This window comes from Methylovorus sp. SPW-M1, from assembly GCF_053848825.1.
Genome location: NZ_CM132626.1, coordinates 1512533 through 1529976, shown reverse-complemented (window position 1 = coordinate 1529976; position 17444 = coordinate 1512533). Strand labels below are relative to the sequence as shown.

Genomic DNA, 17444 nt, shown 5'->3' with positions numbered 1-17444 from the left:
TGGTTGGTAATGCTTGGTTTACTGGGGGCACTATGGCTCATTTTCTCCGCCTAATTCTGGCTCTTTTCCTGCTGTTTTCTGCGGCTGTCTATGCCGACACGATCCCCGCGCAAGTGCGCTACAAAATATCGACCAGCTCAAATTCCGAAGCTTACTTTACGGATATGCAAGCCGGCTGCGTCCAGTTCGGTCAATGGCATGGTGCGCTTTACGGTTGGGGTTATTCCAGCACATCAAGTTGTACGCTTGCTAGCTCAACTGTCCAGACGATTTACCTTAGCGGTAATGGCACTGCCCGTGGTGCTTTCAATATCGGTAATCGTGAGTATTACTGCCCTGCTGGCGGCACGCTGAATTCTTCCGCTACACCTCCCACTTGTACAGTCGCTGCTTGCCCTTCGGGTCAAGTTCGCCTCCCTGACGGCTCCTGCGGTGCTGCATGTCAGTCGGGCTATGTTTCCGGCGTCACTGGCTCTAAATACTTCGGCTCGGATGGCTCGTCCGATTGCCTCAATAATTGCACCTATTCCATCTCTGTTGATATGTGCGTCAAGCTGACAAACGGGCAGGGCGCTTGCGTGGGGCAATATGGCAGCGGAACAGGCGTAAATTGCTCGGCCCCCACAAATAACAGCGCCCCTACGCCTGAGGCTAACTGCATGTCCCAGGGCAAAAGCTATATCAGTGTGGGTGGCGTAACCTCGTGCGTTTCGGCTGGCTCCCAAGGCTCGCAACCTGTCACCACCAAAAACAATTCCTCTTCCAGCTCGAATAGCTCGACCAAGGATGCCAACGGCAACCCGACCGGGAGTAGCTCCAGCAATACCACTTCCAATTCAAGCGCCACTTTCAACGGTGATGGCACCGTGGTTGTCGTCACCACGACAGAAAAGACCAATGAAGACGGCACCAAGGAAACGAAGACCGAAACGAAAACAGTCAGCCAGACCAGCTATTGCGCTGAGAATCCCACGGCTGCGCAGTGCAAGGCGGCCACTGATTCCGATATCTCTGGCGCATGCGATGCTGTCGCGTGCAAGGGCGATGCGATCCAGTGCGCCATGGCCAAGGAACAAGCCCGGCGTAACTGCGAGTGGTTTAAGGAAAATGCCACGGCCAAAGCCCTTGGTGAGGCAATGACAAATGGTACGGATACCACCCCTAATCCTGCCGACAGCTCGAACCGTGAACACGTTAACGTCCAGTCCAGCTTGGACAATTCCAGCCCTATTTCGGCGAGCTGCTTTACTGATTTGACTGTCACCTTGATGGGGCAGAGCGCCACGCTTCCCCTGTCTGACTGGTGCCCGTTCTTTGAGGCGCTTGGTTATATCTTCTTGGCCCTGTCGTATATGGCCGCCCTTCGTATCGTTGCCGGAGTCATCGTCTAATGCCTGCCTTTATCTCGATGTTGTGGGGCGCTCTTGCCCTGTCCATAAAGTCCCTTGTTGGCCGTGTGTTGGTTGCCTTGGGTATCTCGTTTATCACGTATCAGGGCATTGATCTGCTCATTGCGTCGATCAAGTCTGACGCGCTGGCCATGCTAACCAGTGTCCCGCCTCAACTGATCGGTGCGGTCGGTATGCTGCGGCTCGGTGAATCGCTATCCGTGATCGCCTCGGCCGTGGTGGCTAAGTACGCAATCATGGGCTTGCAGGGTGGCAGTATTACGAAGATGGTGACGAAATGATTCATCTGATTACAGGCTTGCCCGGCTCTGGAAAGAGCCTGTATACCCTTAAGAAGGTCAAGGACCGGGCGGACAAGGAACAGCGCCCGGTGTTCTATCATGGCATCCCTGAATTAACGCTCGATTGGCAGTTGATGGAATCGGCCGATAAATGGGTTGAGTGCCCCAAGGGTGCCATTATCGTGATTGATGAATGTCAGTCTACGTTTCGGCCGCGTGCTGTAGGTTCTCAAGTGCCATTACACGTTAGCCAGCTTGAAACACATCGCCACGATGGGCATGACCTGTATTTGATCACCCAGCACCCTATGCTGGTCGATTCCAACTTGCGACGCCTGGTCAATTATCACTATCACGTTGAGCGGTTCTTCGGCTTTGCCAAGTCGAAAATTCACGAGTTCCACAAGGTCCGGGAGAACGTCGACAAGTCCACCAAAAATAGCATAGAGACCCATTTCGTTTACCCCAAGGAAGTCTACGGTTGGTATAAGTCCGCCGATATGCACACCGTCAAAAAGCGTATCCCTATGCGCTTAGTGTTGATGGTCGTCCTGCCGTTACTTGTCATTGCACTCCTTTACTACGGTTACACCGTGCTGCACGGCGGCGTGCAAGGGCATGTTCTGGAAAACAACAAGGATCTGTTGCCGATGGAGCAGGGCGGGGCGCCCTTCCCTGATTCGCATGGCTTCCGATCGGAAAAGTCCGTTTATACATGGGGTGAATCCCAGCGGCCAAGGGTGCCTGATCTGCCGTTCACTGCTCCTAAGTATGACGACATCACCAAGCCCGTCATGGCCCCCAGAATCGCCGCTGCCGTGTTAATTCGGGGTAGGTGTACCGCGTACACTCAACAGGGCACAAAAATCACCATGGATGAGGCTGTTTGTCTTCAGTTTGTCGAAAACGGAATGTTTCAGGATTTCGATGATGGCTCGTCTAAGTACGCTAAAGACCAATACACCCTCAACAAACGTGAGCAGGATCAGAACGCACTGAGCGACGCGCAGCGCCCGCAGGGTGAGACGGTAGGGCCCGCGGCGGTAGCCGTGATTCCTAATCCTGCACAGGATCAGGAATCAGCCCGTAGCCCGTCGAATCGAGTGCGTGAATCGCAATCTCAAAACCGCTACCCGAATCAACCCCAGCCATACGCTACGGGTAGTTGATCATGCTGGGATGGTTACTCACAGCGCCGAAAGGCGCTTTTTTTTGGGTGTCTGGATGGCGTCTTCGTGACGAGACGGTAGTCCGGCGCGAAGCGCCGTCTAGATTTATATTACGGACACAATACAACCAGCGTGAGCTTTTCCTATTCGGAATCCCTGCGGCCAAGGACACAATAAAAAGAAAAGGGCGTAGATAGTGCAGGGATTTCATCATCGCGGAGAGTATGACCCGCCAGAGTGGGCAAACAATCTAAAAAACTATTATTGGCATATTCGCGTTGAAGGACGTGATAAAGCTAAACGGCGTAAATACTATCGCAAAATTCGTATGGAAAAATTGAGGCTCGTTGAAGCCGGCCTATCGGAGAACCTTGTAAATGCTGCATGTCGTTATTTGGTAAGTTTGAATACCACTTCACGGAAAAGGCTTGCTGAAATTTTAGATTCCCCGGTCGTCCAATTGTCTTTACCATTTATGTGAAATGGTTATTGACTAGGGAGATTAAGAGGCTAATACTTAAAATGTAAATTCACAATAAAAACAAAACATAATAACTATCTTTACTATGGGATTTCTTATGAATTGTTATCACGTTCGGTGTGCTACAAAAAAAGGGACGGGGAACTTTAAAAATGTTACTCACCTTGGGGGAATAGATGGCAATGGTGAAAAATGGTATGAGCCTGTAGCCGTAGTAATCCGCTCTATTAGCAAGGGGCACGTTTTCTATATAACTGAGGATGGCAGAAGAAAGATTCTTAAAGTAATACATGATGCTGAAATGCATCCTTATCTCATGGTCTTTGCTGACGGTTTGTTAATGGATAGTTTGTCAGTGTTAGAGGAGTGCGAAATCAATGAATCGTAACCGGAATAAGGACTATCCTTCAAAAAAGCAAAATCTAGAACACAGACTACTAATCGCCTTAATTCTAGTTTTTATCATTTCGTTCGTTTTATTTGTACTATCGGTAATATTCATTATCAACCCCGAGTGGGTGTATCAGTTATTACATAGTTAAGTGAGCCTCATATTCTTCATCGTTTGCCGCCTCCGGCATCTCCTGACTTGATTTAACATAATATACATTATACGCATCAATCGTATATTTAGACATGTTGCGTTGATGCCTAAGATTTACTATTTATCGGCGCAACGACTCCAGCATAAAACGTAGATATGCTTGTTGCATAATCTTTGGAATTTACACATATGAAATACAATATTTATTGTACTTATATATATAAATCAATAACTTGTTGAGGTATTGGATATTTCGTGTAAATATTTGATTATGTAATTCTCCGGAGAGACAATTGCTTAAGCGTCTCGATCATCCAGATATACCCTTACAGGTTCATGGTCCGATACTAGTCGATCCGATGGGGCTCCCTAGATATTGGGCAACTATCTGGTCTGTATTTAGTCCAGTTGATCTGGCTAACACCACGCGAGAAAAACATATGCGGTATATCGAGGCTCTGTACAGCTTCGCTGATTCGCTCAAGGGATGTGGTTTATTGGATGCAGCTATTGCTGAGGTGGATCTCTCATTCATTGGAGAAATACTAGAGGCCTACTTTATATCCATCCAAAACCAGCCTTTAGTTAATGGTAGTGATCAGGCTAAGTGGCATACCGCTTTTGAGTTTCTCAGGGTAACTTTATTGAGGCTCAGCAAGAGCAATAGCTCACTCGATGAACTTCGTGAGTTAGAGACAAGACTGAATCGGCTGAATTTACTTTACCAACAACTAAGAATTAAAAGGCAAATTAGGCCAGATCCAATAAGGTCGCTCCCGGCAAGTGTAGTAGAAGCTCTTTATTTGATGCTGGATCCTGCATCCTCCACCAATCCCTTTAGAAACGACCGGACGAAATGGCAAGTCTTTGTAATATTTATTGTGCTGCTTCATCAGGGGCTGCGTCGAGGAGAATTGCTTTCACTTCCTATTGATGTGGTAAAGGGTGGGTATGACAAAGATTTCGGCTCTACTCGTTATTGGCTTTCTGTACAAAAAAATCCTTATGCCGACGAAATTCACGACACACGCTATAACAAACCAAGCATCAAAACTGTAGATTCAATACGTCAAATACCGGTCAGTGAGTTAACGGCCAACATACTTCAGGAGTACATCGAGAATTATCGGGGGAAACCAGAGCATCCTTTTTTGATTAATTCTCAACACAACACTCCCCTATCCACTGAGTCGATTACTCTCCTCTTTAAAAAAATCTCACAATTTCTGCCAGTGAATGCTCTGCGTGATTTGGAACTTAGAACGGGCAAAACATCAATTACTGCCCACGACCTTCGGCATACCTGTGCAGTTATTCGGCTAAACCAGCTACTCCAATTAGGCGACTCTATGGATGTGGCGCTACAAAAGATGCGTTCATTTTTCGGATGGTCTAGATCATCAGATATGCCTCGAAAGTATGCGAAAGCAGTCTTTGAGGATCGACTCGCCAGTGTATGGAACAACGTTTTTGATGATCGAATTGCACTATTAAGAGCTATACCAAGGAGCTAAAAATGAGGTCTTGGTCACAGCAAGGGTTGCTTCCTTTTACAGGCAAAAAGCTCCGTTTCAATTTGCCTGACCTTCCGTCGGTGATCAGGTATTACGATGACTTCAACGATTGCTATCGTTCCATTACGGATCCAAAAAATTCGGATTTATGGGATATTTCAGTGGGAGGCTCAAAGGTCTCGCTCAATTTTAATTTGCATGATCCAGGATTGATCCCTCTATTAAAGTTCTGGGCATCTTTTCTCTTGCAGACGTTGGCCCCTGCAACAGCCACTATTCGCTTTTCAAGCCTACAACGCATTCCTTCTGAGGAGCTATGGCTCCTGACGGAAACTCCTCCAACCGCATTGCGTCAGTATTGGCAAATATTGTTAGCAAAAGAATACACAACACTTCAGCTAAGTGCCCTGAAGAGTATTCTTCATTTTTTATGTTGGTCTAATTTATCCCATTGGTCAGCTGATTATTTAGCATCCCTTTCTAACCTTCCCATCCGTGCACAAGATAAATATGCGAGTGTAAGAACAGGTGATGTTTTTCTTGGTTTAGATGAGGAAGCCGTTTTGATCGCATATTTTGATGAGCTTGCTCATCTGATTCATGAAAATACCGATTCACTTTCTGACCAGAAACTAAGGGATGTAACTATCCTGATCAGCTCTTTTCAATTTGGTTTAAGGCCTTTGCAAATTGCAATGCTGCGTATGGAGGATATACGTATTTGGAAAGACGATACCGATAAGCCTCCCACGGTTCACTTGAATTTCCGGATGATTAAACAGCGTATAAAAAAGACTACTTTTTATTTATCACGAAGAGTGAAAAACGAATGGGCTGGTCTTTTCGCTGAGCTATACAGGAGAGCAAAAAACCAAGGATTGGATGGTTCAAAAAGATTTTTTCAGGTAGAAAGCGCTGGCCAAACTGCAAGGATCATTACCAAGCTTACTGGCGAACTCTTACCTGAAAGCAGAAGTGCAACTGAACTTCGCCATACTGCTGCGCAACGCTTGGCAGATGCGGGAGCAAGTCAAGAAGAGCTTGCTGAATTCCTAGGGCACAGTGATCTAGATACAGCCTTGGTCTATTTCCAGACTTCCCCGAATCAGGCTGAACTCCTTAATCATGCTCTCGGCGTTTCGAAGATTTATCAACAAGTCGCAAAAATTGGGCGTGAGCGTTTTATAAGTTTTGAGGAGCTTGCTGCGCTTAAAGATGACCAACAAATCGGGGGGGCGCCACATGGGGTAGCTATATCAGGCATAGGTGGATGCACAAGCGGCCAACCTGCTTGTGCATTTAACCCAGTCATGGCTTGTTACGGATGCAAGAAGTTTATGCCTTTACAAGATAGTGCGGTGCATAAGACAGTTTTGAAAGAATTTAGAGGGGTTGTGTCTTTCTTTGCGGAGTCGAGCCGCGGGGATTCTAATTCCCCAGCTTTTCTTCAGTTGCAAAAAACCATTGCAAATGTTCAGTCAATAATCACCGAAATTGAGAGCGGCCATGGCGAATGAACATTACAAAGCATTCATTGCCTTTGGTCGTACCTTGGCAAGTAATCATGCAGTCCCATGGGATTTACCACTCAACTCCGATGGGACCGTAGCCAAAGAGTGTGCCTGGAATTTAACAGCTATGGCTGAGGACTCCCCTCCCCCGGTGCATTGGATTAGAGATTTTGGAAGTGATGTTAATACTCTGCAAGAGTTGAATTCAAGACGAGCCAATCTCGAACTGCCGGCTTTAGAAAAAGCGCCGCTTACCAGTTCATGGCAAGACCTTATAAAGAGCGCAATTCTGGAGCAGTTATTTTCTCATCGTAATACCACAGCTCATGTGATCAATAGTATTGCCAGGCCACTTCGGGTGATTGCTACCTGTATCTCTCGGGAACCATGGGAGTTATTAGCTGAAGATATTCTTGTGGCCTACGATGTAGCTAAAGCGTTCCAACCTTCAGGCCAGCTAGCAGACACCATTCTTGGGGTAGTTAAAAATGTGATCGATACTAACCATATTGCTAACTGTGGACCGATCTACCCTGCTTTGGAATTGCCTCGTAACAATAATAGAAATAAGCGGGCAAAGTTTACTAAGTCTACAGAAGAGCTTCGCAAGGATTTAACTGAAAGGAAAAGCGCAGAGAAGCTTCCTGAAAAGAGAGCATTTTGGGAGCTGGTTCGAATTGTCTTCACAGAGCAACCCAAAAGCTTTTTGGACATGTTGCGATTTGCTCAAATTAAAGTATTACTTCTTTGTGGCCTTCGTGCTGGCGAGGTTTGTCTTTTGCCAGCAGATTGGAAAAGATTTCGTGATTATTACGATGCATCTGGCCGCCCAGCTGGAGAGTTTGGAGGGTATTCTCAAGCCTTAATGCTCCGTCATTTTGCAGAAAAACAGCAAAGCCCTAATTCGGACAGCATTGTTCTTTTTGAAACAGCGCAGTACATACCGCCAATGTTTAAGGAGATCTTGACTGAAACGCTCGATCAAGTAGTAAGTGCCACGCGACCTCTAAGGAATACCTTACGTCGTCAGGTTGAGGAAAAGCGAATATTGCCATGGTTCCATAAAGAAGAGCTTATATCTGCAGTTGAGCTATATCCCTATCTTACCGGCAACCCTGTGCTTGCAAATTTGTCAGCTGAGCAATTACAAATCTATTCTTCCCGCTACCGCAAGTCTTTTGACTCGAGTGTGTTTGATGAAATGCGTGAGTCGCAATTTCATATTTCCGGCAGCGTTCAATTTAACCAGGCTTTTTATATGTACTTCAATCGCCTGAAAGGAGGAGTTACTTTCAGGCGGGCAAATGGAACCGTGTGGAGCGATCCTAGATATGACTGGGGCCATGTGTTCCTTAGGGTTGATGAAGTTGAAGCATATTTGGAAAGTAAATTATCAACAAAATTGTCTGATACCAGTTCTCTAAGATTAGCCGATGGTGTTCTTCCCGCATGGGATTTAATGTTCTTAATGCCTAAGCGCGCGCTTGCTGAAGGCCGTAACGATGGAATGTGTGATGTGAAGCGCTACTATTCAGTAGGTAGATTCGATGCATCCATGTTGCAACATTCACTTTCCGCTTCACATGTTTCCATATCAACTTTATTTGAGAACTATGGGCTTAATGATAACGACCGGCAGTTGAAACTTAATCCACACTCCTTGAGGCATCTACAAAACTCTGAGCTCTTCCGGCTTGGTCTAGCAGATTCAGCAATAACCAAACAGTTCAATCGAAAGAGTGTTACACAGAGCTATGAATATGACCATAGATCCCTTGCCGAAGAGTTGGACCAGATACATCTTCAGCCGGAGGTAGAGATCTCGCTGGGAGAAAAAGCCTCAACCGTAGCTCGATTAATAAAGTCTGGACGTGCTAATGGTCCTATCGTTCAACACTTCCGAAAAATTCAGCGAGAAGATGGTGAAGAAGCTGCTTTCGAATATTTGAAGGTCGAAGCTGATGGGTTCCATTCAACACCTTATGGGCATTGCATCAATAGTTTCACTGTTGACCCTTGCCCCAAACATTTAGAATGCTTTGCGGGATGCCGACACCTCACCGCAACAAACCTCCCTGAAAATTTGAGCAATCTCCTCGAGCTTGAGCGTAGATTTGAAATTGCTTTGACTGAAGCCCAGGCTAGGCCTGTAAATACCATAGGCAGGTCGAATCAAATTCAACATGCCACGATCAGATTAGAGAGCATACGTAAATTGTTGAAGACCCCTACTGGTGCTCAAGTCTTCCCAGAAGGCTTGGATTTATCTAGGCGGCAAGGGGGCTCTAGGACAGTACTCGATGACTAACCAGCCAGTTGACCAACCTCTATCTATTAATGGGGAAATGGAGAGAGTGCTGCAGGAGATGCTGGAGAACGATGAAAACATCACTGCAAGAGGAGTGGTCAATAAACTTGAGTGTTTAAAGGCCGCTTCGTCAATTACCCGCAATCCCCATAGAGTGGCTTTGCTAAAAGTATTCCAGGAAAGGCAAAAAGAGTTTAGAAAGTGGCAAACTCGCGCAGGTAAGACGTCAAAAGAAAATGTCGCCCAAGCTCTAGCGATTCGAGAACTGAAGATAGCCGAATTGCAACGTCAGGTTGAGTTATTGACCGCCTCTCATATAGCCATGATTCGCGTTGTCGGAGAGTTGGGAGGATATGCCAAATGGGCCAAATTTTTCGAGACCTATCAATCGATCCAAGATGCTTTGCTCTCGATGAAGGCCATTCCCTCCTCTAATTCTAATAATTCAGATGATTGATCAACTTGAGCTTATTACGCACTTCTTATCGCTTCAGTTTCGATTCTAATTATTTCAATCAGCTTTTCTATATCTCGTACTTCCTCGACATTTGCATATGCCTGGAGTAAGAGCGTGAGGGGATGGACGTTCAGCGTCTTGGCCAAGTCATCTACTTTTTCAATCGTCGGTGATTTAAGCCCCCGCTCCAGAATACTTAGATAGGTTCTGCTTGAGATATCGGAGAAGTCTTCTTGCGTTAATCCCCTTTTCCTTCTTATTGTTTGTAGCGCTTTTCCGAATGCTCGCTTAATTTCCATATGACTTCCTTTATAAAGAAGTCATATCTAGCCAATTTGAATACTATAGGACTACAATCTATAGTATTCATTTGATATTGCATACTCCTTAGACATGTTTGAGACTGTAAGTCACAGCGAGATTCCTTTACCAAAAGAGCTTGCACCTAATGGCGAAAAGCTTTGGAGCTACATCCATGTGCAGCTCCATATTCCATGGTTCTATGCTGAGACTGCACATCTTGCTGAGGACTTCGAGTCTCACTCAATGTTTATCCTAAGCTCTGTAGCTCAACTGCAGCACTTGGCTAATAATCCGGAAGTAAAGCTAACGGCAGTCCATGTTTCGACGCCTAAAAACTTGAATAACGACGACTGCTGGAGAATGTATCGTTTGAAAAGAATCATGCGAGGCCGCAGGAAACGGCACCAAAGTGAATCGTGGACGATGATCTTCGAGATCTATGGCGAGGGGGGAATGATTTATGACCCTCCCTTGGGCTTAGCAGAAAAATTAAAGGAAATTGAAATATTGTTGGAATTCTGAGTACGTCAATGCCGCGACCCAACAAAATCCTTTGTTACATCTTGTATTGATACTGCTCTATATCTAACCGAACAAGCCCCACAAAGTGCTCTCATTTCAAACTGAAACATGTCTCCAGGTGGCCCCACAAGCTCATATAGCCTACCGCTAGCTGTACGGCCTATCTTCGATTCAGAATGCCATTCGGCAATTGGTGTGGATATTCTTCCTCGCCCATCGATAAAACCGATGAAATGATAGGTAATCCCTTTCAAGGATTGAATCTCTTGGATTGCCCAGCTTTCAAGTTTAGCCTCTGGGGTCACATCTACTTTATCGGCAGGAGATAGAAGAACGATCATAATTTCAAGTCCGCCTTTTACATTTTGATATATCTTAATTACTGAAGTCAGAGGCTACTTTCTTGCTTGGAGGCTCTCTTTGCCTGCCAAAACCTCATTATCGACTCATCCAGTCTTAGTCCCACAAAAACAATCTTAACTCCGCTTGCAGGATCGTAGTCTCGATATGATCGGGACTTCCATAACTTTATCTTATAAACAAGGCGTCGGTTGAGGACGGACAATGTCCTAGTAAGCCAATCCGGGGAAGCCAGCAAAATTTCACCATCATCATGATGGCGAGAGCGACTGTCATTGGGATCGGGCTTCCAATTGCCCCAAACTTGGCTCTTCAACGCGAGATTTCCATTGGCTGTACGCCACTCACTTCGAGATGGCTCATTTATCAATCCCAGTTGAGTTGTGAGGTCAATTCCAAGACGAGGTCGCCCGGCTGCTCCTACCGCCGCGTTTTCGTCACCTTCGTCAATACCAAGCCTGTGGATTTCGGGCGCCCAAACTAATGGCGAGAAAGGATTTTTCTGATAATCGCGAGGCTCGTAATACCCCTCATCCCAGAACTCCGGCAACCACAAATCATGACTGTGTTGCTTGGCTAATTTAATGCACCGGCCGATAGCACCCTTTCGCTCCGTTAGTGCTGATGTAATGCTTACTGTCACGCCATCTGGCGATGACCAACGCCCATATAGAGGAAGCAGAGAGTCGGAAGCTACATCCACGAATCCTAATTTCTGTAGTACTATTTGCTGATTCTGCAGAATTTCTTGATGCCCTAACCTTTCGCCTAGCAGAACTTCTTTTGCCTGCTGAGGAACAGGGTCCTTCCAATCCGCCAGCCAAGATCCGTCATCGAATGTGACGTCGTAACGATCGCGCCATTCCATCCATGGTGAGCTATTCTCAGACTCATAACTACCAACAGCCACAGGCAATAACTTTGAAAGGGTAGTAGCAGCATTAAGTAACGCGTGTTTTTGTATATGCTCTCGGTAGAGCTCGTATCGATCACTGTGATTCCAGCGATACCGCTCGACCCCTGAAAAATAATCCATCGACGTAGCCTCTGGCCATCGGAGCGTTATCTCAGCAGCAATGACATCCTCGATCATTGTTTGTGTGACATTGAAGAGATGAGCCAACCTACTAACCTCATTTTTCGTAAACTCATAATCAAACCCAAAGCCTGATGTCGATCTCGCAGTACGGGGGTAAATATCACTTATTACAAAACCACAAGGCGGCTGATTTATTTCATTAAGTAACGCCTCCAAGTCTGTGTTGTCCTCTTTGCTGCTACCAATGTGTCCAAGACACCTGGCTATATGAACCTTGTTTATAACGTGCAGGTCGGCCCGATGGGCAAGATCCAGTAACTCGGACCAAAGTGGTCTGATAAGTTGTCCATGGTGCAAAGCAGTTCGTGCCAACCCCATTAGTAACCACTGTTGGGAGTTTTGGAACGAAAGCTTGTGATCGGCAGATGCTAGGATTGGTACTTCTCTTTGATCGAAGCGGTCAATAAGTAGGTTGAGGGTATCGCCAAGCTCCAACTCGACTAGTGTGCTCAGCCCCTTCGCAACCGTCCAACGAATATAGGAATCCTCCTCACCTAGAAGGTGCCAAATGACGTCAGCGAAGAGCTCTGATTCATCCCTGACTGTTTGCTCAAGGCGGAATGGGCCTTCCCCAATTTCATCGGCAATGCGAGTTGCTGGTCCAGATAGTAGCGATTCCAGCGCGTCGAGACTGGTTTGACCCGATGCTACCTCACATAATGAGGTAGCTAGTTGCAGCCACTCATCGCCGTCGAGCTCGACCTCATCTGCGGCGACTTTCCTAAGGACGAGCTCCAACACAAAACACTTGTCACGACAGAAGTCTGATAACTTGCGAATGTCGCGTGAAATATTAGAGAAATTACCCTCGAAAAGTTCAGCGCTCTTGCACTCGAACAACCTCTCAACAAGCATTTTTGCATTAGAAACAAGATGCGTGGATGAACCGCTCCATTCCGCACAACACTCAGTTAGTATTTCTAGTGACTGCTTTAGGTATAGTTCGGACGATTCGCAGATCGCGAACAAAAAAGGTAATCGTTTAGGATAGGGGCATGCGGCACGCAACTCAATGATGAAGCGCTGTCGAGTATCGTAAGGAAAATTATCATTTGCATCGATCGCCTGCAGTGCATTATTGATAGCATATGACGATGAGTGATCGCAATTCGAAACCAATGACGTAATGAGGCTGTCGATCTCTTCCTTGCTTGTCTTTGGAGATTGACTGGTTAGAAAGTCCGACGACGAGTTAATGCGATTATTATCATCCTGCTTGCGCTGGGCTTCAGCCTTGAGCCGTTCGATCGACTCTCGCTCTTCGGTGGTAACCACCATTGAATACTGATTAATTGCTTTTAGCAAGCCATCCCAAAGCGACGGCCAAGCATCGAGCGAGTGCTCTTCGCGCAATTTTTTAACGATTGCAACAAATATTCGTCGCTGATCAGCAGGCTCAGACAATTCCAGCAGGTCCGCAAGCCCTTCTCCGATACCCCAGTCCCACCACCCCTGATCTTCACAGATCATAAGGAAAAAAGCAGCACGGCGCGGATCGAGATTTCCATTCTTAGCCAGAAAGCAAGCAAGCTGAGGTAATCCATAAGACAAGCTCGCTACGTCTTGGTCGTACCAACGCACAAGCTTAGCAATCGCAGGCAGGCCGATAGACTTGGCTGCGGCCCGTGCAAATAGCGTCCATCCGAACTTACTTGGCTCATTCTGCACAATGGTCTGGCAAAGATTCATTAATCTCTGGGACAATGAAGGCTTTAGTAAGCCGCCCTGCTGAACACTCGCAAAATGAAGCAGAGAGTAAATCTGCTCATAGCTTTCCCCTCCCATCTGGTCTAACTGGGCCAGGCCTTGCCTGTAATATTCACGAGCTTCGTCGATGCTCATGGCCACAAGGGCAGCGGCGAGCTCCATGTAATACTCGCCGCGCGACCCAATGTTGTCATCCAAGTGGATTTGTTTGGCGATCTCCTGCGCAAATTCACCCGCAAGGGCATGAAGAAGTGGCCTTTGAGCAAGCTGACCTAACACATAGATTTTTTGCTGGACGGAGAACTGATTTGAAGAAATCAGACTGATCAAAGTCTTGGCTTGGTCGACCGATATTAAGGGCGCATGGGTCAGCAAGATGCGAACACAGCCAACCCCAATAGTGCGGACAAGTAAATCACATGCACGCTCCTCCCTCCAGTGCATGCTTTCTCGCAAATACTTGCTCCATACATTTAAGAAGTCGCTAACGCTTTCATTTGCAATGCCTATGCCCGACAGAACAGAGCATTCGATCGGCCGCATCAACTCGAGAGTCAGTTCAATTCCTTTGCCGATTTCCTCACGGTCTCTTTCACTAAATCTTGCCCGAACTTGCTTCTTGCTGCCTTTTTTAGCAGGGCCGAGGGGAGCGGGCTCACGAAGCTCCTTAAGAAATGCTACTAACTCTGCCTGAGTAGAAACAGTCTTTGCCTTTCTAGTAACTTTTACTTCTCTAGGAAGCAGGTCATGGTAAGTGACAGATCGCCCAGCGGACCAGGCTCGAACACATGTATGGAAGATTGGAGCCCAAGCACTCGAATTACCGTAACGTTCGCCGTAGTTATAGGCCGATGGACGGATACGTGGCCCATAATCAATGACTGCTGCGGCTGCAGCGCGTGAGCTATTAAAAAGCGTTGTCAAGGCTGCCTGCGCTATGTCGCCGCTGATTCCCTGTTCGAGATCAGTTGAGTAACTGCCCTTCTCGTCATCTGCATCATAGGACTGGGCAAGTGTTCTAATTGACTTCGCGAGCACCTTCGCCTGTTTTTTACTCAAATAGCGAGGTCGAGTGAGAAGCCGCAGCTTAAGTGCCTTCGCTGAACATTGTTCGCTTTCGGAAAAAGACACGAAATCTTCCAGTATCGTTGTACCGTTTGTTGTGTCGAACAATTCTAATAGCTGCAAAAGTTTGTCACTGGCGGATAGTGAGAATTGATCATTCCAGCGAGCGAGGTTGCGATCAACAATGTCGAATTCGCCTCTGGTAACATGTTGGAATAGTATGGCCGCAAAATCGTCAATTTCTGGACCAGCCCGGTCGTGTTTCATCTCGTCACTCGGCTGAGTGATTTGCCAGTTGATCCATCGAATGGTGCTCTCGCAGTGGATTTGCGCTTCTTCAGAGTTCAATGCAAATTGATGCGCGATTGTCAGTCGTGCATTCCTAGCCCCGCGCCATCCCGAACGATCCGCGAAAAGACGGCGATAGGAGTCAGCATCACCAAGTACAATTGCAAGAGCTGGCGAGCTACGAATGAACTCGTCACCTCGCATATTGGCCGTTGTTACTTGGGCCAGTCGCATGCTGAGGCCAAGCACCCGGTCGAAGTCAATATCTGTTACGGCCAATCGAAAAGCTGCACGAAGTCGTGCGAGCTTTAGCCTACGGCGACCAAACTCTGACTGCACCGTTGTCGGAAAGGTATCTGAATCTGCTAGCGCAAATGCCCGATCGCTATCATTAATGACGACTAGAAAATGCGGCAAAGCTTCAGAGGCATAAGCCGATGTCGCCTGTGCACGCAGAAGGCGGTCAGCAATTGTCTTCTGAGCCTCTGGTTGTTCGGAATATGTCTCCCTGACATAAGTTTCCGTAGGTTCATCTCTGAATATTGCACCATGCGATGTGATTTCGAGCATTGGAGCCAAATCAGTTGCGGCAGTATTCACCTGAGACTCGGACCACCCTAGGGCGTTAGCCAGTTCTCCGAGTGGGATCGGTGGAGGAAGGAGTGACAAAGCGACGAAAAATTCGGTCACATCTGAATCCGCCCATCCAGCAATGTGAAGATCTGCAACAATCTTATTGCAACGTTGGGCGATGATTTCGGGAACTGTGATTGGAGCAGCTGAAATTGTGCCGAGAACATTCGTGTCCCAGGTCTGAACGAGGTAGTCGAGAACACGCGCGTTTCGCCCGGATCGAGTCAGGCCGGTAGTGATTTCCGTCCCCGAAGCATCTGGTTTTCGATTTTTCAGAAATTCGCGGGCCTCCGGATCAGTGAATGGCCCTAACTCAACCTCTTCTACTTTAGTGCTGCCGATGACCTCACCTTTGCGATGCGTACGTGCGGTAAACAGTAACTTCACTCCATCAATCGGATCTTCGTTAATGGCCGAAAGAAGTAGCTTCGGAAATGCATCCTCATGCCGATAGTCAGCTTCGAGCTGGGCATTATCAGCAGCATCAACAATGACTAGCAAGCCCAGCTTGCTCGATTGGGTACGGATCGCCGTCGCTGCTTGAGCAAGCCGTTTGCATGCTGCTTTAATGATCTTGCGACTGTCATCGCTACCTGGCAGCATTGGATCACATAATGTCCGCGAAGCCAGTTCGTTGATAATCTGCACTAGCCCGATTTTAGGCAGGTGACGGGAATGATTCTCCGAACGATAGGAGCCACCTCCGAAGCAGTCAAAAACTACTACCTCAAATTCGTTCGCCATTCTCGTGGCAAGGCTTTGGACAAATACGGTTTTGCCCACCCCACCTTCTGCATGAACGAAAAGGGGTAGATCTAACTCCTTGATAAGATCAACGACCGTCGAAAGTTCAGTTCGCTCAACAACGGCACCCACATCGATGAAGCGGGTATCAGCTGGAAAAAGATCTTCTGGCTCGCAATCAAGTGCATCTAAGACATCCTCGCGGTGGATTAGGTTTTTGCCCTGACCGCTGGGGCCGGCCTTCTTCAGGACGAGGTCCTGCAGTCCATAAAGCCGGAGCTTGGCCTCTGAATCGGTGCCCGCCGACCAGTCGGTAAGTGTTCGCCTGAGCGCATTGTCTAGACCCGAAAGACTCTTCTCTCCGGCTCGAAAAACTATCCTCGAGAAGAGACGGCTTGCGTTGGATAGACCCCGCTTGGAGCACCACTTTTTGAGGTTACGAGCCTGAGTGGCTGCGCCAGGATCTGAAGGTATCGTTCCCTCGATGAGGGACTTGATCGCGTCCCATAGGCTTTCTGTGAATTGAGTGTTCGTGACAAAGATGAACGAGAGCTTTTTGTCGACATCAGCTTCCGAATACTCCCTCTCATAGCCGAGAATCGTGTCTGAGAACTTCTCGATTGTCTTTTTCAGATAAGACGCTGTAACAGTCTCTGCACGAAGCTTGTATTTAAATTGAACGGTTTCGAGCCGCTCGCAGTTCTGAAAACTCTCTCCGAGGCCATAATAAAGGACAAGGTCAGCCACCTCTTCAGCCGCGGCTCCGAGGCTCGCTGTTTCGGTCGATGAAATTCCCTCTACGGCAATCGCAAATAGATTGTCATTGGGAAAGACTAATTGCAGTGCTCGCCTGGCTGCCCACCGCTCATGAAAGGTGTGGCCTGCTCGAGATGCGCGGACTGTATCGATTTCTGCACCGATATTCGACATTATTGTTATTATCCTTTTTTAACAGCAGTTAATCTTTTAATTACACCAATTATATTTGAGCTGATCGCTCAGGCAGCAACGTTACGTTAGACTAAGGCTAAGCAGTTAACAACAAGGAT

General features: G+C 47.2%; 12 protein-coding genes. 9 read left to right on the top strand and 3 right to left on the bottom strand.

The window, feature by feature from the left end; genetic code table 11:
- Positions 1-32: 32 nt before the first annotated feature.
- The 8 genes from ACWWD9_RS07215 to ACWWD9_RS07180 all read left to right on the top strand — a co-directional run bounded on the left by ACWWD9_RS07215 (position 33) and on the right by ACWWD9_RS07180 (position 9674).
- Entirely contained in the window at positions 33-1391 is a 1359-nt protein-coding gene (locus tag ACWWD9_RS07215; protein ID WP_455866597.1) for a virulence factor TspB C-terminal domain-related protein, read from the top strand.
- A complete protein-coding gene (locus ACWWD9_RS07210; RefSeq protein ID WP_455866596.1) occupies positions 1391-1690 on the top strand; it encodes a DUF2523 domain-containing protein in 300 nt (99 codons plus the stop codon). Before ACWWD9_RS07215 ends, ACWWD9_RS07210 begins: the two co-directional genes overlap by 1 nt.
- The gene (locus tag ACWWD9_RS07205; RefSeq protein WP_455866595.1) at positions 1687-2859 is read left to right on the top strand and encodes a zonular occludens toxin domain-containing protein; all 1173 of its coding nucleotides are present in this window, start codon (positions 1687-1689) and stop codon (positions 2857-2859) included. Before ACWWD9_RS07210 ends, ACWWD9_RS07205 begins: the two co-directional genes overlap by 4 nt.
- A 578-nt stretch (positions 2860-3437) precedes the next feature.
- The gene (locus ACWWD9_RS07200) at positions 3438-3728 is read left to right on the top strand and encodes a hypothetical protein (protein WP_455866594.1); all 291 of its coding nucleotides are present in this window, start codon (positions 3438-3440) and stop codon (positions 3726-3728) included.
- Between the two features lie 449 nt (positions 3729-4177).
- Positions 4178-5398, top strand: coding sequence for a tyrosine-type recombinase/integrase (locus ACWWD9_RS07195; RefSeq protein ID WP_455866593.1), 1221 nt, complete (start codon positions 4178-4180; stop codon positions 5396-5398).
- 2 nt (positions 5399-5400) lie between these two features.
- Positions 5401-6915, top strand: coding sequence for a site-specific integrase (locus ACWWD9_RS07190; RefSeq protein ID WP_455866592.1), 1515 nt, complete (start codon positions 5401-5403; stop codon positions 6913-6915).
- Positions 6905-9217, top strand: coding sequence for a hypothetical protein (locus ACWWD9_RS07185; RefSeq protein WP_455866591.1), 2313 nt, complete (start codon positions 6905-6907; stop codon positions 9215-9217). Before ACWWD9_RS07190 ends, ACWWD9_RS07185 begins: the two co-directional genes overlap by 11 nt.
- Positions 9210-9674, top strand: coding sequence for a hypothetical protein (locus ACWWD9_RS07180; RefSeq protein WP_455866590.1), 465 nt, complete (start codon positions 9210-9212; stop codon positions 9672-9674). Before ACWWD9_RS07185 ends, ACWWD9_RS07180 begins: the two co-directional genes overlap by 8 nt.
- Before the next feature lie 14 nt (positions 9675-9688).
- On the opposite strand, the gene ACWWD9_RS07175 is transcribed toward ACWWD9_RS07180, so the two are convergent.
- Entirely contained in the window at positions 9689-9973 is a 285-nt protein-coding gene (locus ACWWD9_RS07175; protein WP_455866589.1) for a helix-turn-helix domain-containing protein, read from the bottom strand.
- Between the two features lie 94 nt (positions 9974-10067).
- Between ACWWD9_RS07175 and ACWWD9_RS07170 the strand changes: the two genes are divergently transcribed.
- Positions 10068-10499: a hypothetical protein gene (locus tag ACWWD9_RS07170; protein ID WP_455866588.1), complete on the top strand. Its 432-nt coding sequence runs from the start codon at positions 10068-10070 to the stop codon at positions 10497-10499.
- Between the two features lie 5 nt (positions 10500-10504).
- On the opposite strand, the gene ACWWD9_RS07165 is transcribed toward ACWWD9_RS07170, so the two are convergent.
- Positions 10505-10840 (bottom strand): hypothetical protein, encoded by a 336-nt coding sequence (locus ACWWD9_RS07165; RefSeq protein WP_455866587.1) that lies wholly within the window; start codon positions 10838-10840, stop codon positions 10505-10507.
- A gap of 47 nt (positions 10841-10887) precedes the next feature.
- Positions 10888-17325: a hypothetical protein gene (locus tag ACWWD9_RS07160; protein ID WP_455866586.1), complete on the bottom strand. Its 6438-nt coding sequence runs from the start codon at positions 17323-17325 to the stop codon at positions 10888-10890.
- Positions 17326-17444: the final 119 nt, after the last annotated feature.